The 21,902-nt window shown below is 44.2% G+C and carries 22 protein-coding genes; 7 read left to right on the top strand and 15 right to left on the bottom strand.

Annotation, left to right across the window (positions count from 1 at the left end):
* Positions 1-4: 4 nt before the first annotated feature.
* The 7 genes from MKY83_RS02255 to MKY83_RS02225 form a co-directional block, all read right to left on the bottom strand.
* A complete protein-coding gene (locus MKY83_RS02255) occupies positions 5-1,018 on the bottom strand; it encodes a biotin-dependent carboxyltransferase family protein (protein ID WP_113768578.1) in 1,014 nt (337 codons plus the stop codon).
* The gene (gene pxpB / locus MKY83_RS02250; RefSeq protein ID WP_065098814.1) at positions 1,015-1,761 is read right to left on the bottom strand and encodes a 5-oxoprolinase subunit PxpB; all 747 of its coding nucleotides are present in this window, start codon (positions 1,759-1,761) and stop codon (positions 1,015-1,017) included. The genes MKY83_RS02255 and pxpB overlap by 4 nt, the downstream gene beginning before the upstream one ends.
* 18 nt (positions 1,762-1,779) lie before the next feature.
* On the bottom strand, positions 1,780-2,571 hold the full coding sequence (locus MKY83_RS02245) for a putative hydro-lyase (RefSeq protein ID WP_126741437.1): 792 nt from the start codon (positions 2,569-2,571) through the stop codon (positions 1,780-1,782).
* Positions 2,572-2,576: 5 nt separating this feature from the next.
* Entirely contained in the window at positions 2,577-3,794 is a 1,218-nt protein-coding gene (locus MKY83_RS02240; RefSeq protein ID WP_065098812.1) for an NRAMP family divalent metal transporter, read from the bottom strand.
* A 26-nt stretch (positions 3,795-3,820) separates the two neighbouring features.
* On the bottom strand, positions 3,821-4,579 hold the full coding sequence (locus MKY83_RS02235) for a 5-oxoprolinase subunit PxpA (protein WP_126741438.1): 759 nt from the start codon (positions 4,577-4,579) through the stop codon (positions 3,821-3,823).
* 174 nt (positions 4,580-4,753) lie between these two features.
* Positions 4,754-5,509, bottom strand: a complete 756-nt coding sequence (locus tag MKY83_RS02230) for a Cof-type HAD-IIB family hydrolase (protein ID WP_003214460.1) — start codon at positions 5,507-5,509, stop codon at positions 4,754-4,756.
* A 127-nt stretch (positions 5,510-5,636) separates the two neighbouring features.
* Positions 5,637-5,906: an excalibur calcium-binding domain-containing protein gene (locus tag MKY83_RS02225; protein WP_003214076.1), complete on the bottom strand. Its 270-nt coding sequence runs from the start codon at positions 5,904-5,906 to the stop codon at positions 5,637-5,639.
* 184 nt (positions 5,907-6,090) lie between these two features.
* Between MKY83_RS02225 and MKY83_RS02220 the strand changes: the two genes are divergently transcribed.
* The 3 genes from MKY83_RS02220 to MKY83_RS02210 are packed head-to-tail and all read left to right on the top strand — an operon-like array spanning position 6,091 to position 7,051.
* The gene (locus MKY83_RS02220) at positions 6,091-6,468 is read left to right on the top strand and encodes a VOC family protein (RefSeq protein WP_003214168.1); all 378 of its coding nucleotides are present in this window, start codon (positions 6,091-6,093) and stop codon (positions 6,466-6,468) included.
* Between the two features lie 24 nt (positions 6,469-6,492).
* Positions 6,493-6,786, top strand: coding sequence for a DUF5316 family protein (locus tag MKY83_RS02215; protein WP_185108343.1), 294 nt, complete (start codon positions 6,493-6,495; stop codon positions 6,784-6,786).
* 25 nt (positions 6,787-6,811) lie between these two features.
* Positions 6,812-7,051: a DUF2651 family protein gene (locus MKY83_RS02210; RefSeq protein ID WP_065098809.1), complete on the top strand. Its 240-nt coding sequence runs from the start codon at positions 6,812-6,814 to the stop codon at positions 7,049-7,051.
* 31 nt (positions 7,052-7,082) lie between these two features.
* On the opposite strand, the gene MKY83_RS02205 is transcribed toward MKY83_RS02210, so the two are convergent.
* From MKY83_RS02205 to MKY83_RS02185, 5 genes are all read right to left on the bottom strand, one after another.
* Positions 7,083-7,475 carry a RidA family protein gene (locus MKY83_RS02205; protein ID WP_034664057.1) on the bottom strand — a complete coding sequence of 131 codons (393 nt, stop codon included), beginning with the start codon at positions 7,473-7,475 and terminating at the stop codon, positions 7,083-7,085.
* 226 nt (positions 7,476-7,701) lie between these two features.
* Entirely contained in the window at positions 7,702-9,450 is a 1,749-nt protein-coding gene (locus tag MKY83_RS02200; protein WP_342488034.1) for a methyl-accepting chemotaxis protein, read from the bottom strand.
* A gap of 97 nt (positions 9,451-9,547) precedes the next feature.
* The gene (locus MKY83_RS02195) at positions 9,548-10,669 is read right to left on the bottom strand and encodes a mannitol-1-phosphate 5-dehydrogenase (RefSeq protein ID WP_342488032.1); all 1,122 of its coding nucleotides are present in this window, start codon (positions 10,667-10,669) and stop codon (positions 9,548-9,550) included.
* A 1-nt stretch (position 10,670) separates the two neighbouring features.
* Complete coding sequence (locus MKY83_RS02190; RefSeq protein WP_012008933.1) at positions 10,671-11,105, bottom strand: PTS sugar transporter subunit IIA; 435 nt, start codon at positions 11,103-11,105, stop codon at positions 10,671-10,673.
* Positions 11,106-11,200: 95 nt separating this feature from the next.
* Positions 11,201-12,643: a PTS mannitol transporter subunit IICB gene (locus tag MKY83_RS02185; RefSeq protein ID WP_106066468.1), complete on the bottom strand. Its 1,443-nt coding sequence runs from the start codon at positions 12,641-12,643 to the stop codon at positions 11,201-11,203.
* Positions 12,644-13,149: 506 nt separating this feature from the next.
* On the opposite strand from MKY83_RS02185, the gene MKY83_RS02180 reads away from it, so the two are divergent.
* The 3 genes from MKY83_RS02180 to MKY83_RS02170 all read left to right on the top strand — a co-directional run bounded on the left by MKY83_RS02180 (position 13,150) and on the right by MKY83_RS02170 (position 16,210).
* A complete protein-coding gene (locus tag MKY83_RS02180; protein WP_268507489.1) occupies positions 13,150-14,784 on the top strand; it encodes a copper resistance CopC/CopD family protein in 1,635 nt (544 codons plus the stop codon).
* Positions 14,785-14,800: 16 nt separating this feature from the next.
* A complete protein-coding gene (locus MKY83_RS02175) occupies positions 14,801-15,415 on the top strand; it encodes a DUF1775 domain-containing protein (protein WP_113768569.1) in 615 nt (204 codons plus the stop codon).
* Between the two features lie 198 nt (positions 15,416-15,613).
* The gene (locus tag MKY83_RS02170) at positions 15,614-16,210 is read left to right on the top strand and encodes an NAD(P)H-dependent oxidoreductase (protein ID WP_113768568.1); all 597 of its coding nucleotides are present in this window, start codon (positions 15,614-15,616) and stop codon (positions 16,208-16,210) included.
* A gap of 48 nt (positions 16,211-16,258) precedes the next feature.
* Here the strand turns inward: MKY83_RS02170 and MKY83_RS02165 are convergent, their stop codons facing one another.
* The 3 genes from MKY83_RS02165 to gabT are packed head-to-tail and all read right to left on the bottom strand — an operon-like array spanning position 16,259 to position 20,354.
* Entirely contained in the window at positions 16,259-17,653 is a 1,395-nt protein-coding gene (locus tag MKY83_RS02165) for an NAD-dependent succinate-semialdehyde dehydrogenase (RefSeq protein ID WP_283924154.1), read from the bottom strand.
* Positions 17,628-19,016 carry an APC family permease gene (locus tag MKY83_RS02160; protein ID WP_113768565.1) on the bottom strand — a complete coding sequence of 463 codons (1,389 nt, stop codon included), beginning with the start codon at positions 19,014-19,016 and terminating at the stop codon, positions 17,628-17,630. The genes MKY83_RS02165 and MKY83_RS02160 overlap by 26 nt, the downstream gene beginning before the upstream one ends.
* Before the next feature lie 21 nt (positions 19,017-19,037).
* Entirely contained in the window at positions 19,038-20,354 is a 1,317-nt protein-coding gene (gene gabT / locus MKY83_RS02155; RefSeq protein WP_185108331.1) for a 4-aminobutyrate--2-oxoglutarate transaminase, read from the bottom strand.
* A 108-nt stretch (positions 20,355-20,462) separates the two neighbouring features.
* Here gabT and MKY83_RS02150 point away from each other — a divergent pair, with 108 nt between their 5' ends.
* Positions 20,463-21,887: a PLP-dependent aminotransferase family protein gene (locus MKY83_RS02150; protein ID WP_185108329.1), complete on the top strand. Its 1,425-nt coding sequence runs from the start codon at positions 20,463-20,465 to the stop codon at positions 21,885-21,887.
* The last annotated feature ends 15 nt before the right edge of the window (positions 21,888-21,902 follow it).

Here is a 21,902-nt window from a genome sequence, read left to right as displayed (position 1 = left end):
TTTTCTAAACGAAGGCTTCCAGCTTGATTCTGGCACCCAGCTCCTTCAGTTCTGCTTCTTGCTTAAATAGCGCCTGCTCTGCGTCCTGATGATCGATTCGCTTAAAATACAAATTCGCCCCAGGCATCGCTTGTGCAATGAGCGGCAGATCGACCGTCGCAACTTCTCCAATCCGCGGGTATCCGCCTGTTGTTTGCCGATCTGCCAGCAGAATAATCGGCTGACCGTCAGGAGGAATTTGAATAGAACCAAAGGCAACCGCCTCAGAAATCAATTCAAGCTTTTCTTTTAAATGAACCGGCTCCCCCTTCAAACGGCAGCCCATGCGATCTGATTGAGGTGTGACCTGAAAAGGCTGTTCGAAAAAGGTGCTTTGAGATGATTCTTGAAAAAAAGAAAGGTGTCTCCCTGGCAGCACCCGAATCACGGGCGATTTCCGCAGCGGTAAAAAATGCGTATAACTTACAGTCCAATCGGGTGCGCTGTACGCCGCCTGTTTCAGATTGCTTTTGAGTCTATCAGACAATCGATTTGCTACGAGTGATGGCTTTCCAATGGACAGGACGTCTCCTTTTTCAAGCGGACGTCCGTTCAGTCCACCGATTCCTGCTCTCACATAGGTGCTTTTGCTCTCCATGACCGGCTCCACATCGAATCCACCCGCCACAGCAAGATAAGAGCGGCAGCCCCTCTTACAAGGACCAAAGGTGAGCGTGCTTCCTGATCGAACAAAGAGCGGTTTCCATAAAGGGGCTGGCTCTCCATCGATGTCGATCTCTACATCAGCGCCAGTCACTGCAATAAGCGCATCCTTTTGACACGTCAACACAGGACCCGGCCCCATTAATGTGATTTCCAGTACGGCTTCGCTTTCCTCGTTGCCTGTGAGAATGTTGGCAATTCTAAGCGAGAGCGCATCCATGCCGCCGCTCGTTAAGACGCCATACTTTTGATAGCCTTTCCGCCCTTTATCTTGAATGGTTGTGAACATTCCTGGCTTGATGACATGAATACTCAACGTTCTGCCTCCTTCATGCTGAAAAATTCCTTTTCAGACATTTGGACAAATCTGACCTCGTTCCCTGCTCTCAATAGACTTGGGACTTTCTCGTCTGGTCGAAAGAGTGGCAGCGGTGTTTGTCCAATGAGCTGCCAGCCGCCAGGTGTGGAAATGGGGTAAACGCCGGTCTGCTTTCCCGCAATGCCGACAGATCCTTTTGGAATGGACATTCTCGGTGTTTCCCTGCGCGGGGCTGCGATCTTTTCAGAAAGCCCGCCTAAAAACGGAAACCCTGGTGCAAATCCAATCATATAGACAAGATACGTCCCTGCGGTGTGAATACGCACGACTTCTTCTGGTGTTAAATGATTGATCCGGGCGACTTCTTCTAAATCAGGACCCAGCTCTCCCCCGTAGCAGACCGGTATGTCGATGGTGCGGCGCTTAGCCTGAACCCCCTCCTGCCATTTCTCTTCAAGGAGTGTTTCAATATAGCTTTTCACCCATTCATAGGGGGACAAATCTTGTTGTTGAAGATGGGCAGATTGATAAACGGTGTACGGCTCGTAAAAAACAGTCACGTTTGTAAAGGCTTGAACAGCTTCCACATATCCGGCAAATGGATGCTGTTCAATACACGAAAACAAATGCACAACACGCTCATGAATTTCTTCACATATGTCTGTTCCTGCTTGAATCACGATCGCTGCATCTCCTAGCGGGTGGAAGGTGATAGAATTTTTTATCGTTGAAAATGCCACTTGAAGACCCCTCTCTTTCTAAAGCACACCGAGCTGTTGATCTCGTTGATCTGTGATGAACATATGCCCAGGTGCATGGGTAATCGCAATGTCTGGTTTTGTATGCATGACAATGGCTTGCGGCGTCACACCACATGCCCAAAACACCGGGACCTCTCCTTCTTTGATCACGGATGGTTCTCCAAAGTCCGGCTGATCCACATTGGCAATTCCGATCATCGCTGGGTCACCTATATGAATGGGGCCACCATGAACTGACGGGAACCTAGACGTCACTTGTACACTTCTTGTGATCTGATGCGCCGGAATGGGTCTCATGCTGACGACCATCGGGCCATGAAATACCCCTGCCCTTTCACAAGTGATATTCGTTTGATACATCGGAACGTTATGACCGTTTTCAATATGGCGAACAGGGATATCATTCAGCATGAGCGCATGCTCAAACGTAAAACTGCAGCCGATGAGAAAGGCAACCATATCATCCTCCCAATAAGCAGAGATATCTGACACCTCTTCTTGAAGAATCCCTTTTCTGTAAATACGGTATTTAGGAAAGTCCGTACGAATATCCGCTTGGGGTGCTGACCGTCTCGGCACTGGATCACCCGGCTCCAGTACATCAAGCAAGGGGCATGCAGCGGGATTGCGCTGACAAAACAACAGAAAATCAAAGGCAAGTTCTTTTTTGACGATCATTAAATTGGCTTGAGCATATCCCTCTGCTAGACCAGCCGTTGGTCCTGTGATTTCTTTTTTACGAATCAACTCTCTGATCTGTGAAGGCTCATATGTTTGATAGATATTCATTCGATTCAGCTCCATAGTTTTGGAATTTCATTGATGATGGTATACCCGCCCATCATTGCCATGATGACAACTACAAATGCGCCTGATACTGTCAAAAAGAATGGATGTCGATAATCCCCGACAATGTCTTTCTTATAAGCCGCTACCAGCAAGGTGCCAAGCGCGAGCGGTAAGATCAATGCATTGATTGCCCCAACTAATATCAATATGTTCACAGGTCTTCCGATCGTAATAAAACAAATGGTCGAGAGGGCAATAAAGCCGATGATAATGCCGCGTTGATTTTGCTCAATTTTTGGTGAGAAGGTTTTAAAGAAGGAAACTGATGTATATGCTGCTCCAATGACGGACGTAATCGCCGCAGCCCACATAATAATCCCGAACATTTTATATCCGATATTTCCTGAAGCTAGTTGAAATACAGAGGCAGGCGGGTTGGATGGATCAATCTGCAAGCCTTTTGCGACAACTCCTAATGTAGCAAGAAAGAGTGCTACACGCATGATGGACGTAATGAGGACACCGAAAATAGAGCTTTTCGTCACTTGGGGCAATGCTTCCTTCCCCTTAATACCTGCATCCAGCAAGCGGTGTCCGCCGGCAAAGACGATATAGCCGCCTACTGTTCCGCCTACAAGTGTCACAATGGATAAAATATCAATTTTCTCTGGGACAAATGTTCTCACTGCCGCTTCTCCAACTGGCGGTGCTGTTGAAATCGCCACATACAGCATCAGGCCAATCATGACAAAGCCCGCTATCTGCGTGAAACGGTCCATCGCTTTTCCAGCCTCTTTGATCACAAAGATCAGAATAGCAATAACAGCACTGACCCCTGCACCGATTCGTGGATCGACTCCGAAGATGACCTGAAAACCGAGACCAGCACCAGCGATATTTCCGATGTTAAAGGCAAGTCCCCCAATGACAATCAAAACGGCCAGGACATACCCAAGACCCGGCAGAACCATATTTGCAATATCCTGTCCTCGTTTTTCTGACACGGCGATGATGCGCCATACATTGGTTTGCGCAAAAATATCTAACAAAATAGAGATGAGAATGACAAACCCAAAGCTAGCCGCAAGCTGCTGTGTAAAGACAGTCGTTTGTGTTAAAAATCCCGGTCCGATGGCGGACGTCGCCATTAAAAAGGCTGCGCCCATCAGCATAGACCGGTTCCCCTTTGGTGCCTTCGTGTGCTTGACTTCCTCTTTTTTCATGCTGTTTCCCCCTTTGATGACGATTTTTATTGAAAGGCTTTGAGATGAATGCTCGCTTCTTTTAGCTTTGATGTAATGGTTTTGGCAAATTGGAGCGCATGGATGCCATCTCCGTGAATACAGACCGTATCTGCTTTAAGCGAAATGTCTTCTCCTTGAACGGTACGAACCTTCCCTTCTCTCACCATACGAACGACCTGCTGAACGGCCAGTTCATCGTCTTCGATGAGTGCATGCGGTTCGCGGCGGGATGTCAGCGTCCCGTCTGCTTGATAGGTCCGATCAGAAAATACTTCATGCGCCACTTGAAGACCCATTCTCTCACCTGCTAACGCAAGTTCACTGCCTGAAAGCCCGTATAATACAAGACTTGGATCGACATGATACACAGCTTTCGCAATTGATTCAGATAATTCAGTATTCTTAGCCGCCATGTTGTACAGGGCGCCGTGTGGCTTGACATGCTGCATGGTGCCGCCTTCTGCCTTGAGGAAGGCTGAGAGAGCGCCAATTTGATAGATAACGAGATCATAGGCTTCCTCTGCTGAAATCGCCATTGGACGTCTGCCAAATCCGACTAAATCTTGCAGACCCGGATGCGCACCAATTTGTACCCCTTTATCTAGTGCCATTCTAACGGTTTTTCTCATCACCGTTGGATCTCCTGCATGAAAACCGCAAGCGATGTTGGCTGAGGTGACATATTCTAAAATTTGTTCATCTGAACCGATTGTATATTGACCGAAGCTTTCTCCCAAATCACAGTTGATATCTACTTGATACATAGGATCCCTCCTTGTTGTTCCGAATAACGGAATCTAAAGTCCGAATATTCGAATTTATATTGATTATATCAATTTTGGATAGATTGCACATGACATTGTCAGAAAACATAACAATAGAACTAGGAGACATAAAAAAGCGAGAGGATATCGCCTCTCGCTTTTTCATCATGTTCTTTATTTAGACAGCACCCAATGCTGGATCGCTTTTGCTACCCCGTGTTCTGTGTTAGGAGCTGTAATCCAATCAGCGGCTTCTTTTACCACTTCTTGCGCATTTCCCATCGCAATGCCTAATCCGGCTTCTTGGATCATGGCCATATCATTTAGGCTGTCGCCAAGCGACATGACATTGTCCATCGTACAGCCAATGCGTTCTGCTACCTTTGCAAGAGCTGCCGCTTTGTTAATGCCAGCTGCATTGACTTCGATATTGGTTGGACTTGAATTTGTAATCTCTAGATGACCATTTGTTTTCAGTGTATTGAGCACTTCCTCACGAACGTCATCGTCATGAATTTCAAAGCCGAATTTCAGCCATTCGTGGTCATGAATTCGTTCTGGGAATTCACCTCTCCACACCTTCTCCACAGTGGAAGCCCAGTAATCGGTTTCGTACCTATTTTTTAGATCCCACATCATTTGGACATGATCAGGATGCAATAGATCTCGTTCGATCAGCTGGAAGTTTGAATCCCAGATTTCACTTCCGTTTGCTGTCACAAGGTAAGAAGACAGCTTAAGCGGCTCAACCAGCTCTCGGCATGTCATCAGCGTCCGCCCTGTGCTAATCACCACATGGACCCCTTTTGCTTCAGCATCTTTAATGGCTTGTTTATTTTCCTCTGGAATGACATGTTCACTGTTTAACAGCGTGCCATCCATATCAATAGCAATCAATCGGATGTCTTTCTTATCAGCTTGTATGGACAAATTGAGTACCCCACTTTGTATCATTTTTTGTAACTATCTTTATTTTAATATAAAGAGGGAGATGGCACAAAGGGACGAGTTTGATCCCATAGAAAAAAGACCTTGTTACAGGTCTCTTCGCATTGACTTAGCGTTCACATGCAATCCCGTCTTTATCACGGTCAAGTCGCTTATTTTTTTGGTAAAGTGCTTTTGACACATACGGCTTGTACTTTGTTTTGCCGCCTTTGTTTTTCGTGTTTTTGCTTTTCGCTACGCCGCCTTTATAGACTTTGTTCAGCGCTTTGCAGTTTTTGTAGGACTTGACTGTTTTTGCATCTGCAGTGTGGGTGTCGACTTGTGTAACGCTTAGTAAAAGACCTAAGGACAAGACAGCCACCATGATTTTTTTCAACATGTAGAATCCCCCTATTTTTTCTATTTTTACATTTTTATCATATGTCACCACTTTTTGTTTTTCAAGACTATTGAGCTAAATATATTGATTTTTTTGGAATAAAACATGCTTTATATCCTATGTGGTACACTGAGTGGGAAACCTTTCCGGTTTTGACACGTATATGAAGAGAGGAGTTTTTCACATGAAAATGAAATATACCATTCTATATGTAAACGATGTTGAGGCAAGTATTCATTTCTATCAACATGTACTTGGCTTTCCTATGAAACTTAGGGTTGAATCCTATGTTGAGTTTGATACTGGAGATGTGACCTTATCAATTAACTCACGTCAGGATGTCAAAGATGCACTTGGATTGCCTGTCCCTGAAGCAAATCAATCCTCTCAAACGTTTGAGATTGGGTTTGTTGTGGATGATGTGGAACAAACCATTGCATCAATGAAGGAAAAAGGGGTTTCGATCATCAAAGAACCTGCAAAAAAACCATGGGGTCAAACCGTCGCTTATGTCGCTGATCCTGATGGTCATTTCATTGAAATATGTGATGCCGTCTCCTAATCCTCTTTAAAGGAGTGAACCAGTATGAGAAAAAAACATGCCTTTATCGCCGGTGTTTGTTCGATGATTGTGATTTGCAGTGCAGCTATTATTTTGCAGCACCATGAGTGGATAGGATGGGTCAGTGGTGGAATCTCTATTATTGGCGTCATGATGTCTGGACTTCTAATGGGGGCTTGGACAAGCGGAGAAGAGACGCGAGCAACCTATCATTCTGAAACAAAAGAGCATCGCATGTGGCGTCTTGATACGGCCTTTCTCATGATGATCTTTGCACTTCCGCACATGGCAGTGTCGATCTTTTATGTTTTGATGTAAACACTTGCTAAAAGGAGTTAGTCATATGGCTGTTTTTATCTTATTCGTTGTATTTGGCTTCCCTATTATTTCTGTGCTGATTGGCATTTTTGGCACAATGCTTTTGAAGAATGTTTGGATGCCGACTTTGATTGTCCTGTTAGCCAGCGTCATTCTCATGTACTCATACATTGGCGGGGATGAATCCTTTTTCATTTGGGTCATCATCTACACCGTCTTTACGTTGATCGCTGCATGGATGACAAAGCGGTTTCGGTTCAAGTAAAAAAGAACAGTTTGCACTGTTCTTTTTTTGATCAAATATCGGCGCACCATAGCTCAATTTCAATTTTCAGCTCAGGCCATCCTAAAGCTGATACATAAGCAACCGTCATTGATGGGTAAGCTGTTTTGAAGATTGTATCCCACTGAGGATATAGATGATCCCAGTCGATTTCTTCTGTTGCCCATATATTGACCTTGATGACATGCTCTTCATTCAATCCTTCTGATTCAAGGATTTTTTTGATATTTTCAAACGTATTGGTTACCTGGTCGTTTAAACTTGATGGTACCTGTCCATCGATATCTGTTCCGACTTGACCGGATGTAACAAATAATCCCGCGCCCTTTGGTACTCTTGTGATATGACTATAGCTGCCAACGGGCTTCGGCATACTTTCTGGGTTTTTTCTCGTGATTTTTTCCATATGATGTCCCTCACTCACTTTGATTTTTCTGCTAGATTTCTCTTCATGTAGACAGACTTCACCAATTTCTATCTATCCTAAAAGAAAACAGCAGTGGAGTATCCATAGCCACAAGGTAAGAACATCAATATTTTCTTTTTCATGACCGGAACACTCCTTTTGATTGCGTGAGCAAGGTTTTGATTAACTATATAGTACCTGAAAAGAGACGTTCAGTCAAAATGGTTTATAGACGATAACGCGCAATGTCTTGATTCAATCGTATGCTTAGTTCATTGAGCCTTTCTGCTGCTTTTGCCACATTGGATATGGCTGTCACTTGTTCGTCTGTGGATGCGGTGATCTCTTCAATCGCAGCGGCATTTTCTTGAGAAATATGGGCTGCGCCTTGCATAGCTTTTGTGATGAGGTCGTTTTGCTCTAGTAATGCATTCAGCTCTTTTGCCATTGCGTCTGTTTCAACGATGGTTTGTGCAATCGACGTAGAGATGGCATTGAATTCATGTTCTGTTGCATGTACCGCGTCATCTAACTCAGCGAAACGATCCATTGTGTTTGACATCATGCCGGCTGTTGCCGTCGTTTCTTCTTTAATGCCTTGTACCATTTGCTGAATTTGCACTGCTGATTGTTTTGTCTGCTCAGCTAAATTCCGCACTTCACTCGCCACAACCGAGAAGCCCTTGCCGTGCTCTCCTGCGCGTGCTGCTTCAATGCTGGCATTCAACGCAAGTAAATTCGTCTCATTTGAAATATTTTCAATCGTATCTGTAATTTTAGAGATATCCTGTACTTTTGTACTTAATTGCTCAATGCCTGCTCTAATGCCTTGAGACGCTTGAATGGATTGTTCATTTGATTGTTTTAATTGCTGAACAATTTGCTGGCCCTGCTGAGAAGATTGATTCGATTGGTCAGAGATTCGTTTAATTTGGTCACTTTGTTCTTTGACGTTCTCAATCGATTGATTGAACTGGGTCATTTGTTGATTGGCTACATCAAGGTCAGATGCCTGATGAAGCGTTCCAGTCGAAATGTCACCAATCGCTCGGCCAATCTCTTCACTGCTAGCTGAGGTTTCTTCAGATATTGCTGATAAATCTGTGGCTGATTCGACGAGTTGACTGCTCGTTTCCTGTAGACCGCTTACAAGTGTCCGGAGTTCTCCTGACATATGATTAAAGCCTTTTGCCAGCTGTCCAATCTCATCTGTTGTTTCTTTTAAACTCGTGCGTTCAAGATTCCCCGCCGCAATTTCTTTTGAAGCAGCAGTGACTTGCTTGAGCAGTCTGACCTTTCCTCGAGCAGCTAAATAAAAGACGCCAAGACTGAGAAGAGCGACACCTGCTGTAATGAGCATGATATAGAGCTTCATCTGCTCTAATTCTTTATAAAATTCATCCTGGAAGACGGCGATGCCGATACTCCAATTCCAGGGCGTGAACTGGCTCATATAGGCAAGCTTTTGCTTTTCTTCCCCAGTGGCATCGTCCTTATCTAAATAGGTCACATAGTGTGCATCCTCGCCTTCTGATTTGGCTCCAGCGACCATTTTTTCACGATTGGTCGTGTTATCTGGAATGACGCCAATGTCATTGACAGGATGGACTTGAGAGGAATAATCTGCTCCATATGCGACAAGATAGCCTTTATTTTTATAGATAAAATCTGATTTTTGAAATTGGTACCCTTTCCCGTTGTCATTTTTTGGCCCGCTCAAGTAAATACGGGCTTGTTCCTGTGCCTGTTCAAGCGTCAGTTCTTTTTTCTCTACACGATCATTCAACTGTTCAAGTGTAGCCATTGCTCCGCTGACGATGTGCTTTAAATCTGCTTTCCCCGCATCAATTAAGACATGTTTCGCTAACAAATACCCCGTTGTCCCAACAAGTCCGCCGGTTAAGATCGTGATGACGATAATGGCAGACATTAATTGAAAAAAGACACTTCTTGACGCAAACATTTTCCTTTTCATATACAAATTCCCCCTTACTTCATATATCGACAAACGGGGTAAAGTATTAAAAAGTCATCAAAAAATCCCTTTCACTCGTTGGAAAGGGATTTTCTAATTATCGAGCTGTTTCTTTAAGAATGGCTTGATAGAGATCATCTGTTGGCGTGAGGCCACATACTTCTTCCAGCACACCTTCAATGCCTTTTTCTTTTCTTAATTCCTGCAAACGAACCGCTTCTTCGTCTTCGGCAAAGTCATAAGCGAGAGCTGCAGCAATGCCTTTGATTAAGTACACTGGCTGCTTGATCTTTTTCGCCGGACCGATTAAACGGTCATCTGCTCCTAGCTTTCTAAGAGGAGAGCGTGCGACACGAGTGACTTCGTCGGAGATAAAAACATTTTCGAATCGTTTGATGATTTTTTGAATATACGCATCATGTTCTTCTTTTTCAAAGCCATATGTGTCAATTAAATAACTGCCCGTTTCGTGCAGTGCCCCTTCAACCACCTGGCGAATCTCTGGTGTATCGACGGCTTCTTTAATCGTTTGAACGCCTTGCTGATACCCGACATAAGCCGCTAGTGCATGTCCTGTATTGACAGTAAAGAGCTTGCGTTCAATATACGGCGTCAAATCTTGTACAAAGGTCGCTCCGTCAATCTGAGGAACATCTCCAATAAAGCCAGTCTTATCAATGACCCACTCGAAAAAAGGCTCGACTGATACTTTTAGAATGTCCTCATGGTGCTGAATCGGCACAATGCGGTCCACAGCAGCGTTTGGAAAACCAACTGTTTTTGATAACGCTTCTTGTTCCTCTTCTGTTAGATGAGAGAAAACAGCTTCTTTTAAATGAGAGCTGCCTCCAATCATATTTTCACATGCCACGATATTGATGATATGGTCAGGCTTTTTCTGTTTCAATCCTTCAGCAATGGATGAAGCAATGATCTTCAAAACGGTTGGTCCAACAGCTGTTGTAATCAAATCAGCTGATGCCACTGCCTCTGTTAATGCCACTGGGTTTTGTGCAGAATTGATCGCTGTCACTGGGCCTACTACTTCTTGCTTCTGACCTGGTGCTGCGAGTTCAACCGTGTATTCTCCTCTTTCATTCAGCTCGTTGATGACCGCTTCATTTACATCAGTGAAGACAAGCTCAAAGCCTGATGTTTTTAACAAAGAACCGATAAACCCTCTGCCAATATTCCCTGCTCCAAAATGAAGTGCCTTCATGTTAGTTCACCTCGTTAAAGATGGCGATCAATTCATCCTGATCCTTTGCATGAATGATGCGCTCTACATTTTCCTCTTCTGAACAGACAATCGCAATTTGAGAAAGAATATCGAGGTGTTCATTGTTTTTACCTGCGATGCCAAAGACGACTTTGGCGATATTTCCTTCGCCGTATTCAACGCCATCTGGAATTTGAATGATGGAAATCCCAGAATGAAGGACAGCTGCTTTCGCATCTTCTGTTCCATGAGGAATCGCAATCCCGTTGCCCATAAATGTAGACGAAATATTTTCTCTTTCAAACATTTTGTCAACATAATCACTTGTGACATAGCCATTTGCCACTAGGACTTCGCCTGCTTTTTTAATGGCTTCTTCTTTCGAGCCTGCTTGTTCGTTTAGAAAAATATTGTCTTTTGATAGTACTTGTTTCATGAATGATCACACCTTTTCTTAGAATGGAAAATCAGGAAAACAACCAAAACGGGGAGTTCAATGAAGAAAAATTGAACTCAACCCGTTTCGCCATGCTATTTTTTCAATTTCTCAATCAGCTCATCGTATTTCGGGCTGTTTAAGAAATTATCAACTGAGATATGCACAGCGCCTGGCAGTTTTGCCTTGGCTCTGTCTGTTAAATCTTTATGAGTGAAGACCACATCGGCATCATTTGGAATGTTGCTGATGGATGTGTTTGTCACATCAATATCAAGCTCTGCCTTTTTGACTTTATTCTTTAAGATGGATGCGCCCATCGCACTTGAGCCCATTCCTGCATCACAGGCAAAGATGATTTTGTTCACATCATCTGGATTGACATCACTTGGAGAAGCTGCTTGTTCATTTGCTTCAGCACCTTCCTTTTGTGCTGTAAGAGCAGAGGCGGCTGCGCTTTTCTTCCCTTTCATGTCTTGCATTTTTTCTGTTGCTGCTGTTAAGTCTTCGTCAACTGCTTTTGATGCTTTTAAAATCACAGAAGCGACAAGGAATGATACGACGGTTGCCACGACAACACCTGCTAGAACAGCAAGATGTCCGCCTTTTGGTGACATCAGCATGAGAGCGATAATACTTCCTGGTGACGGCACAGCCTTTAAGCCTGCATTTAACAAGGTAAAGGTCAGAACGCCGCTCGCTCCCCCTGCAATAACCGCCAAAATGAGCTTTGGTTTCATTAAGATGTACGGGAAGTAAATCTCATGAATTCCTCCTAAAAATTGAATGACAATCGCACCCGGTGCAGACTGCTTTGCATTCCCTCTTCCGAAGAACATGTATGCAAGTAGAACACCTAAACCTGGCCCTGGGTTTGTTTCAAGTAAGAACAGAACGGACTGTCCTGTCTTCGCCGCTTGCTCTACCCCTAAAGGACCTAAGATCCCTTGGTTAATCGCATTGTTTAAGAACAAAACTTTCGCTGGTTCAATGAAAATACTTGCCAGCGGAAGCAGATGTGCATTCACAATGATATCTACACCTGCCGCAAGGGCTTTATTTAGACCAAGTACCACTGGTCCGATGGCGTAGAAGGCAATCGCGACAAGAATGGCACCTAGAATTCCTGCCGTAAAGTTATTCACAAGCATTTCAAAGCCCGATTTGATTCGATCTTTGAAGAGCTGATCAATTTTCTTAATCAAGTAACCGCCAAGTGGTCCCATGATCATGGCACCTAAAAACATTGGAATGTCCGAACCGACTATGACCCCAATCGTCGCGGTTGCACCGAGTACCCCGCCTCGATGGTCGTATACGAGTTTACCGCCTGTGTAACCGATTAAGAGCGGCAGTAAGTAGTTGATCATTGGGCCAACAAGTGAAGCTAACTGTTCATTTGGCAAATAGCCACTCGGAATGAATAATGCCGTAATGAGTCCCCAAGCGATAAATGCTCCAATATTAGGCATAATCATACCGCTTAAATAGCTTCCAAAGCGCTGTACTTTTACGCGGAATCCGCTTTTTTCCTGCATCTATGAAAACTCCTTTCTTCTTTCCCTTTATTTAGGGCTTTATAGGTCAAAAGATATAAGAACAAGTGTCAGTGAAGCCCTTAACCTTATCGTAAAACGCTTTCACTTTCCCTTCAATTGAAACTAAAAGTCACTTTGTCACTTAGTGTGTGACAAAATTGAAATATGATGTGAATTCTCTGTCAGAGCAAAGGACAAATGGGTTAAAAAGATTGACGTGCCGTGGTTTTGACGCAAAATTCATTGGAATTTCACAACTTTCAAATCGTCACTTCTTGTTTCCTCTTCTTAAATCGAATAGGCTTATACATGATCAAACCTATTCAATCAAGAAATGTCTGCGCAGACATGACACAGAAAAAGTGAACCATTTTGCTGTTTGTTTCGTTTACCTTTTAGAGTGAGCGGCACAATAGGAGGAGCGGTTTTTTCTGTGACTCACAGTTTACTGCCGCTTTCTTTCTGATACATGAGACATTTTCATAGGTAGAAAGGCGGTTATTCACTTGTTGAAACATAGTAAGTGGCTTCTGCTCCTTATCGTCACGTTCGCTTTTTTCATTCCAAAGGAAGCATTTGCTCATGCATACGTCGTCAGCTCGAATCCAGCGGCAAATGAAGAGCTGGAGAAGCAGCCTCCTTCGGTCTCTATCACATTTAGTGAAGGAATCGAAAGTGGATTTCATGCCATTAAGGTGCTAAATGCAAAAGGTGATCGTGTGGATCAAGGAGATACGGTCATTAAAGATCAAAAAATCATGGAAGCTGCTTTAAAAAAGGATTTACCAAAAGGAATTTATACCATTCAATGGAATGCGGTATCAGCAGACGGGCACTCTGTCTCTGGCATGATCCCGTTTAGTATTGGCAAAGCGGATGGCGGTTTTGACCAATTAGATCAAGGTCAAACGAATGAATCTATTGATGTTGCCTCGACCATTGACAAAGCCTTTCTTTATACGTCGTTTAGCTTATTTCTCGGGACCATTTTGTTTGGACTGTTTTGGTTTAAAACAGCCATTTCACCTGTATTAGCGAAACGAATGAAATGGCTTTTGACATTGTCACTGGTCATGATGGGCGGAGCACTCGTGTTCCAGCTGCCGATTCAAACAAAATCAGCAGCAGACGTGTCCTTTTTGGGAGCATTTCAGCCATCGCTTTTACAAGAAACCATTGCGTCGACTTCTGGCGGTAGTTTGTGGATGATGCTCATGGTGTCATTTGTTCTTCTGACCATTTGGAGCATTGTTGCGATGAAAAAAGGGGATTTTACTTCTTTTCGGGTATGGTTGTTTCCACTTCTCCTATTCGCAGTGCTTCTCTGGCTGAAGGCGCAAATCGGACATCCAGCAGCAACCGATAATAAAATACTGACAACGTCACTTGATTTCATCCATCTCGTTTCTGCATCGATCTGGGTCGGTGGTTTAACAGCCATTGTGCTTTTATTGTTGAAGAAGCTGCCAAATGAAGATCAACCGCTCATACGAAATACGTTAACGGCGTTTCATCCTTGGGCACTGCTCTCTGTTGGACTCATTGTGTTTTCAGGATTTGTAAATGCGATCTTTATTTTGCAATCGTTTGATGCTCTTTTCGAATCAGCATACGGACGAACCTTTTTAATCAAGCTTGGTTTATTTATCTTGATGGGCCTTCTTGGGCTTGTCCATTACTTGATGCTAAGATGGGAAAAGAAACAGAAACAAAACGTTTCGTTACGAGCTGAGTGGATCATCGGAATCGCTATATTGTTATTAACAGCTGTATTCACCAACATTCCGAGCCCTCCTCCGCCTGCACCTGAGCCGTTCTTCGGTGCAAACCAAGTCGAGCATCGTGACATTGTGTCCATGAGCATTACCCCGAATGCCCCGGGCAAAAACACATTCGAGGTCGCATTTACGAAGAAGGATGGACAAACGATTACTGATATTCAATCTGTGTCAGCCAAGATCCATAAAGTCGCCTTATTCGGTGAAGAGAAACCGAGTGAATTTCAGCTGAAACGATTAAAAAATGGTCATTACTCTGCTGAAAACCTCTTGTTAAATGAAAAAGGTACTTGGAAAATTGAAATCCATGCGTTAACTGGTTCTTTTGAAAATATCGATACCACATTTATTAGAAGAAACTAAAAGGAGTTCATACCATATGAAAAAATACGTTAAAGCTTTATTACCAATGCTTCTCGCTTCATTTTTATTGGCGATTCCTGTGAGTGCTCACGTCACAGTCAAACCTGATACGTCTGCGACAAATGCGTGGGAAACCTATACGTTAAAAGTTCCTTCTGAGAGTGACAGTCCAACGACTAAGGTTGTCGTGACAATACCTAAAGGCGTAGAATTCCAACAATACGAGCCTGTCCCTGGATGGAAAACATCAACTGAAGAAAAAGATGGCAAGGTGACAAGAGTGACTTGGGAAGCAACTGGTAAAGGCGTGCTTGCCGGACAGTTCCAGCAATTCGTTTTTGTAGCGAAAAACCCTGAAAAAGCAGGGGAAGCTGCATGGGATGCGTATCAATATTATAAGGATGGAACGGTCGTTGAATGGACTGGCGATAAAGATGCTGATAAGCCGCATTCGATCACAAACATTGTGGCATCTAATACGGTAACGGATTCCCATGGTCAAGAAAAACCAAAGGAAGAAAAGGCATCTGAAACAGCCTCCAATTCTCCTTCACCACTTGTGCTAGGGTTGTCCATTGCTGCTCTAGTCGTAGCACTGATTGCGCTTGTGCTTGTTTTTAGAAAGAAATAATTGATTCGTAAGCGATCGTTTTCACGGGAACGATCGCTTTCATTTCTTTCCACCTTATTTGAACACGAGATGCAAGGCTTTGCCTGCAAGCTAGGAAGATCAACCCCCATTTTCCCAACCTATTATTACCAATATAGGATTGAATAGGATGATGACGCATGCCATAATGAGACACATGACCACCTAGGAGGCTATAAGATGAACCATCTAATTATATTTGCTCATCCCCAGCAAAGCTTAAATCAAACCTTATTAGATCTTGTTGTCAGCACTCTTTTGAACAATGGTCATAAAGTGACTGTTCGTGATGTTTATGCTCTTGGTTTTTCGCCAGAACTAAGCATCTTGGAAAAGGCTGCGATCAAACGGGGTGATCTCCCAATTGCCATTCAAACTGAGCAGAAGCTGATTCAGCAAGCAGATGTCCTAACGTTTATTTTCCCCATTTGGTGGACAGGCTTACCCGCTATGCTAAAGGGCTATGTAGAACGCGTTTTTTCTGAGGGCTTCGCTTATCAAATCAATGAGTATGGGGCTATTGAAAACCTGCTTCGGCACAAAAAAGGTGTCATTATCAACACGCACGATGCTCCAAGGACCTTTCTTGACTCTAACCGGATCGTTTCCGCTTCCCACCGCATGACAGCAGATACAGAAGTCTTCAATTTTATTGGGGTTGAGCCTGTTGAACGGCTTTTGTTCAGCAGCATGGAGCAGGCATCAGCAGATTACATCCACGAAATTCTGAAAGAAACAAAAGAAACGGTGGAGCAGCTTTTCCCGCCGGCTGTTTAACATAAAAAAGACTGCCGAGATTCCTTATTCGGACAGTCTTTTTCACGTTTATTCGTCTAAACCAATGGATACATATTTGGTTTCTAAATAGGGTTCGATCCCTTCGATGCCGCCTTCACGGCCAATTCCGCTCTCTTTCATTCCTCCAAATGGTGCTTGAACAGCCGATGGTCCGCCATCATTCCAGCCAATAATTCCGTAATCAAGATTCTCTGAGATGTAGAGGCCGTTTCGATAATTCTCTGTAAAGAAATAAGCTGCAAGACCAAAAGGTGTATCGTTGGCTAATTCAATCGCTTCATCTAGCGTTTTAAATGTCGTAATCGGTGCCACTGGTCCAAAGGTTTCTTCATGCATGATGTTCATGGAAGGGTCCACATGTGTGAGAACCGTTGGCTGGACAAAATAATACGACTTTTCATCATCGAAATGCGTATCGCCGCCGACAAGAATTTTCGCCCCTTTATCGACTGCATCTTGAATTTGGCTGACAATTTTATCAAAGCCGCGCTTGTTGATAATTGGGCCGATGGATGTGCCTTCTTCAAAGCCATTTCCCACTTTCAGCTTTTCTACCTCTTTGCTAAAGCCATGAGCAAATGCTTCATGAATGTCTTCATGCACAATTAAGCGGTTGGCACAGACACAGGTTTGTCCTGCATTACGGAACTTAGATGCCACTGCTTGTTTGACAGCTAGTTCAAGATTGGCATCTTTGTCTACGATGAGCGGGGCATGACCGCCAAGCTCCATGGATACGTGCTTGACTGTGCTGGCACTGTTTTTGATCAGATGCTTTCCGACTGGCGTTGAGCCTGTAAACGTGATTTTGCGAATCAATGGACTATCTGTGAAAATTTCACCGACTTCTTTTCCATCTCCAACCACCCATTGCAGGGCATCCTCAGGTATTCCGGCTTCGTGGCCTAATTTTACAAGTTCAATAGCCGTCAGCGGCGTGTCTTCAGCAGGCTTCACAATAAAGGTACAGCCCGCCGCAAGTGCTGGTGCTGCCTTTCTCGTGATCATGGCTGCTGGGAAATTCCACGGTGTAATGGCCGCAACAGGACCAACTGGCTGCTTTGTGACGAAAAGGCGTTTGTTCGTCGTATGTGACGGAATGGTTCTGCCGTAGATTCGTTTAGCTTCCTCTGCGTACCATTCAATATATCCAGCCGCATAAACGATTTCGCCTAATGCTTCTTGATACGGCTTCCCGTTTTCTTCCGTGATGATTTTTGCGAGCCTTTCTTTCTGTTCAATCATGAGATCAAACCACTTGCGAATGATATTGGCACGTTCATGCGCTGACGTTTTTGCCCATACTTTGAATGCTTTATGTGAGCGCGAAATGGCGTCTTCGATCTGTTCTTTTGTATGCTGAGCAACTGAAGCAATTGCTTCTCCTGTTGCAGGATTATACACTTTGAGTTCGTTTGTCATGCTCTACCGTCTCCTTCGTTCTTGGATTCATTACATATAGTATATACCCAATGAGTGCCCAACCTAAAAGCAATATCCATTCAGCTGGCCATGATAAGGAAGCCGGCATCCCTGGAAAATAAAATGAAAGAAAAAGGAGACTTAGCCCGATGGCTAAAACGCCTGTCGTCCGCCAATATTTAATGCGGTATGGACGCTCAAGCTCTGGTTCCACTTTGCGAAGTCTCATAAAGGCAATGGACACAATTAAGTACCCGACGATGATCCCGACACCACCTGCATTGACAATCCATACGAGGGCAGGGCGCCCTAATAATGGAGCGAAAAAAGCCAAAGCACCAAGAAATAAAATGGCATTTGTCGGCGTTTTATACTTTGGATGAATATACGCAAACCATTTGGAAATCATGCCTCTTTCCGCCATCGCGTATAGAATACGGCTGGCACCGATAATAAAAGCATTCCAGCTCGTCACAATCCCTGCTACACCGCCAATGACAAGCACTGTCCCAAATGCTTGATGACCGAGAAGCTGCACCATGGCATCTGCTGTCGCCAATGAAGAGGTTTCAAGCTGTCCTTTTGATAGCCCCGCAGCTACCCCAAAGACAATAAGCAGATAAAATACGACCGCACTCACGATGGAAATAATTAAAATTCTCCCAATGATTTTCTTTGGCGCATTAATCTCTGCTGCTACTTGCGGAATCACATCAAACCCAACGAATAAAAAAGGAATCATGACTAATACGGCCATAAGACCGCCAACCCCGCCTTGAAACATTGGCTCAAGGTTTGCAAAATCCCCATTAAATGTCGCGCCGCCTAAAAGGAGAAAACCTGTCAGAATAATCGCTACTGTGAACACAGACTGAAAAATGGCCGCAGGCTTTGCCCCAATGTAATTCAGTGCTGTTAAAAACAATGCACCGCCCGATCCAATCAATACCCATGTGAAATAAACGTCCCATCCCCCTATATTCCATAGGAAGCCAACATGCTGTGTTGGAATCACATAATCAATAACTGTTGGCAAGGCAACAGCCTCAAACGTAATGACGGACACATAACCAAACAATACGCCCCATGCTGAGATGAACGCTGATTTCATCCCAAATGCCCGCTGGACAAAGACGAGCCCTCCGCCTGTCTCTGGAATCGCAGACGAAAGCTCAGCATACGTCAGTCCAATAAAGATGACGAGAATACCTCCTATAACGAAGGCAATCACGCTGCCTAAAAATCCAGCTGTTAAAATCCAATCTCCCGAAAGTACAACCCAGCCCCATCCAAGCATTGCACCAATGGATAAAAACAGTACGTCAGACTGCGACATGGTTTTTGCCATTTGTTGTTTTTGCATACAACCATCCCCCTTTGTTGTTTAGCGTGCTTTGAAGGCGTCCTCGATGATCCCTAGTCCTTCGTGAAGCAGCTCATCTGTGATGACAAGTGGTGTTAAGAAGCGAATAATATTCCCATTAATCCCCGCCGTTAATAAGAGCAGCCCATGCTCATTTGCATATGCTGCAATCGCTGCGGCTGTTTTCTTATCTGGTGTACGCGTAGTTTGATCTTCCACAATTTCAATTGCCGCCATTGCCCCTAACCGGCGGACTTCCCCAATGAATGGATACGTAGTTCTCCAATCATTTGCTTTCTCCTCAATGACTTGTCCGATGTGCTCAGATCGTTGATTCAGTTGTTCTGTTTCAATAATATCAAGAACCGCTAGTGCTGCCACACAGCCTAATGGACTTCCTGCATACGTTCCCCCTAATTCCCCTGGATCTGCCGCATCAAGCAGTTCTTTTCTGCCGACGACACCGCTTAGCGGCAACCCAGCAGCAAGAGATTTTGACACCGTGATTAAGTCAGGCACCACATCAAAGTGCTCAATCGCAAAATATTTTCCTGTTCTTGCAAAACCTGTTTGGATTTCATCTGCTACAAAGACAATCCCGTGCTGCTGACAGAATGAAGCGACATGCTGAACAAAACGTTTCGATGGTACAATGAACCCGCCCTCCCCTTGGACTGGCTCCATGACCACACACGCAACGGTTTCTGGTGCAACGGTAGCGACGAAGAATTGGTTGAATTGATCAATGATGTACTCATCGTAGGCTGCATCGCTTAATCCTTCTGGCTTCTGATAGTAATACGGGTATGGCGCTTGATACACCTCTGACGCAAATGGTCCGAACCCAAATTTATATGGCTTGACCTTGCTCGTCATGCTCATCGTCATATTCGTTCTGCCGTGGAAGCCTCTTGTAAACGAGACAACGGCCTGTCTTTTCGTATATTTACGTGCAATTTTCACCGCATTTTCAACAGCTTCTGCACCTGAATTAAGGAAAATGGCTTTCTTGTCATGGTCGCCTGGTGTGAGGCGGCATAGCTTCTCTGCCAATTCGATATACGATTCGTACATCATCACGTTGAATCCTGGGTGGATCAGACTGTCTGCCTGTGCTTTGACGGCTTCCACAACCTTTGGATGTGAATGCCCTACATTTAACGTACCAATTGCGCCAGCAAAATCGATAAAACGTTTCCCATCGATATCGAACAGCTCGGCCCCCTTCCCCTTTGCTGCAATATGACGGTTGCCATTACTCACGCCTCTTGCGACGTATTGATCTCTTTTCCCCTGCCATTCCTCTGTTGAAAAACGGTTTGTTGTCGTTTGACTCATTGTCATCCATCCCCTTTATGTCTTTTTTATTATTCTGAATATTTTTTGGTATGATAGAAAGTACCAATATCATTTTTTTCATGGTACCAGAGAGGAAGGAATGACGAGATGCTGACAATTCAACTAGATCAAACAGGGGCAAACGGATATATTTATCATCAAATTTATACGAAAATTAAAGGTGAAATTTTAAATCGAAACCTTCAGCCGCACGATCAATTACCATCCAAACGAGAATTAGCCGATGCATTAAACGTCAGCGTGAATTCAGTGAATGGCGCGTATCAGCAGCTGCTTGCCGAGGGATATTTATATTCGGTTGAACGGAAAGGATTTTTTGTGGAGTCACTAGAAACGTTTCATGAATCAGGTCAGCTGAAACCCTCTTCCCTTCCAGCAGATTTAAAGGAAGAGCCGATTGCACGAGACGATTGGTATTCCTTTTCACATATCTCAGTCGATACCACTCATTTTCCCTTTAAAAGCTGGTTGAAAAGTGAACAAAAGGCGATCAGCCTCCACCAAGAAGCGTTTGGCGAGCTTCCGCATCCACAAGGTGTGTACGAGCTTCGGGAAACGATTGCCCGGTTAATCGGGCTGGCAAGAGGCGTCAAATGCTATCCAGAACAGCTCATTTTAAGTGCAGGCACGCAGTCACTTATCCATTCGTTATCAAGCATTCTTCCAGCCGATCAAGTATACGGGTTAGAAAACCCTGGCTATCGCCGGCTCTATCAAATGCTAAAAAACAATCATCACCGAATTGAAACGATTGGCATTGATCAAAAAGGAGTGCGGATGAGTGACATTCAGAAGAAAGAGCCGAATGTGTTGATCATTACCCCTTCACATCAATTCCCAACAGGGGTGATTATGCCAATTTCCCGGCGAATTCAGCTCTTAAACTGGGCAGCCGATGAGCATGACCGTTATATCATTGAGGATGATTATGACAGTGAATTCAAGTATGGGACTGACAGCATTCCAGCGCTGCAAAGTTTGGATCGATATGACAAAGTCATTTATATGGGGACCTTTTCAAAATCATTGCTGCCAGGCTTAAGGCTAAGCTACATGGTGCTCCCGCAGCATTTATTGAGACGCTATAAGGAAGAACAGCACTTCTTCATTCAAACGGCCAACCTTTTTACACAATACACCCTTCTTCATTTTATAAAGGATGGGGCGTATCAGCGGCATATTAAAAGAATGAATGGTTTATATGAGGAAAAGCGGAAGCAGCTCATTGAAGAGCTCGACACGGTTTTTGCTGACAATGTACGGATTATTGGGGAAAATGCTGGACTTCATTTTATCGCAGAGTTCCGCTCAAACCGCACGCAGCATGAGATTTTACAGCGTGCCAAAGAAAAAAAGCTGAAAATGTATGGGATGGACCGTTTTACCCTTGATGAGCAATTACCGGGGCATCAGGAAGGCTTTGTTCCGCTCGTCCTCGGCTTCTCTCATATGCGGCCAGAGGATATTGAGCCGACGGTAAAACGACTGTATGAGTCGATTTATGGAAAATAAAACAGCCAGCTGCTT

Source organism: Bacillus sp. FSL M8-0266, from assembly GCF_038613425.1.
Classification (GTDB): Bacteria; Bacillota; Bacilli; order Bacillales; family Bacillaceae; genus Bacillus; species Bacillus pumilus.
Note: the sequence above shows the minus strand (reverse complement) of the source record. Positions and strands in the feature narration are given on the sequence as shown.

Bases quoted from the DNA above. Each gene is read 5' to 3' on its own strand.
- MKY83_RS02245 (WP_126741437.1), bottom strand. From the start codon at position 2,571: ATGAATATCTATCAAACATATGAGCCTTCACAGATCAGAGAGTTGATT.
- MKY83_RS02240 (WP_065098812.1), bottom strand. From the start codon at position 3,794: ATGAAAAAAGAGGAAGTCAAGCACACGAAGGCACCAAAGGGGAACCGG.
- MKY83_RS02235 (WP_126741438.1), bottom strand. From the start codon at position 4,579: ATGTATCAAGTAGATATCAACTGTGATTTGGGAGAAAGCTTCGGTCAA.
- MKY83_RS02225 (WP_003214076.1), bottom strand. From the start codon at position 5,906: ATGTTGAAAAAAATCATGGTGGCTGTCTTGTCCTTAGGTCTTTTACTA.
- MKY83_RS02220 (WP_003214168.1), top strand. From the start codon at position 6,091: ATGAAAATGAAATATACCATTCTATATGTAAACGATGTTGAGGCAAGT.
- MKY83_RS02215 (WP_185108343.1), top strand. From the start codon at position 6,493: ATGAGAAAAAAACATGCCTTTATCGCCGGTGTTTGTTCGATGATTGTG.
- MKY83_RS02210 (WP_065098809.1), top strand. From the start codon at position 6,812: ATGGCTGTTTTTATCTTATTCGTTGTATTTGGCTTCCCTATTATTTCT.
- MKY83_RS02205 (WP_034664057.1), bottom strand. From the start codon at position 7,475: ATGGAAAAAATCACGAGAAAAAACCCAGAAAGTATGCCGAAGCCCGTT.
- MKY83_RS02200 (WP_342488034.1), bottom strand. From the start codon at position 9,450: ATGAAAAGGAAAATGTTTGCGTCAAGAAGTGTCTTTTTTCAATTAATG.
- MKY83_RS02195 (WP_342488032.1), bottom strand. From the start codon at position 10,669: ATGAAGGCACTTCATTTTGGAGCAGGGAATATTGGCAGAGGGTTTATC.
- MKY83_RS02190 (WP_012008933.1), bottom strand. From the start codon at position 11,105: ATGAAACAAGTACTATCAAAAGACAATATTTTTCTAAACGAACAAGCA.
- MKY83_RS02185 (WP_106066468.1), bottom strand. From the start codon at position 12,643: ATGCAGGAAAAAAGCGGATTCCGCGTAAAAGTACAGCGCTTTGGAAGC.
- MKY83_RS02175 (WP_113768569.1), top strand. From the start codon at position 14,801: ATGAAAAAATACGTTAAAGCTTTATTACCAATGCTTCTCGCTTCATTT.
- MKY83_RS02170 (WP_113768568.1), top strand. From the start codon at position 15,614: ATGAACCATCTAATTATATTTGCTCATCCCCAGCAAAGCTTAAATCAA.
- MKY83_RS02165 (WP_283924154.1), bottom strand. From the start codon at position 17,653: ATGACAAACGAACTCAAAGTGTATAATCCTGCAACAGGAGAAGCAATT.
- MKY83_RS02160 (WP_113768565.1), bottom strand. From the start codon at position 19,016: ATGCAAAAACAACAAATGGCAAAAACCATGTCGCAGTCTGACGTACTG.
- gabT (WP_185108331.1), bottom strand. From the start codon at position 20,354: ATGAGTCAAACGACAACAAACCGTTTTTCAACAGAGGAATGGCAGGGG.
- MKY83_RS02150 (WP_185108329.1), top strand. From the start codon at position 20,463: ATGCTGACAATTCAACTAGATCAAACAGGGGCAAACGGATATATTTAT.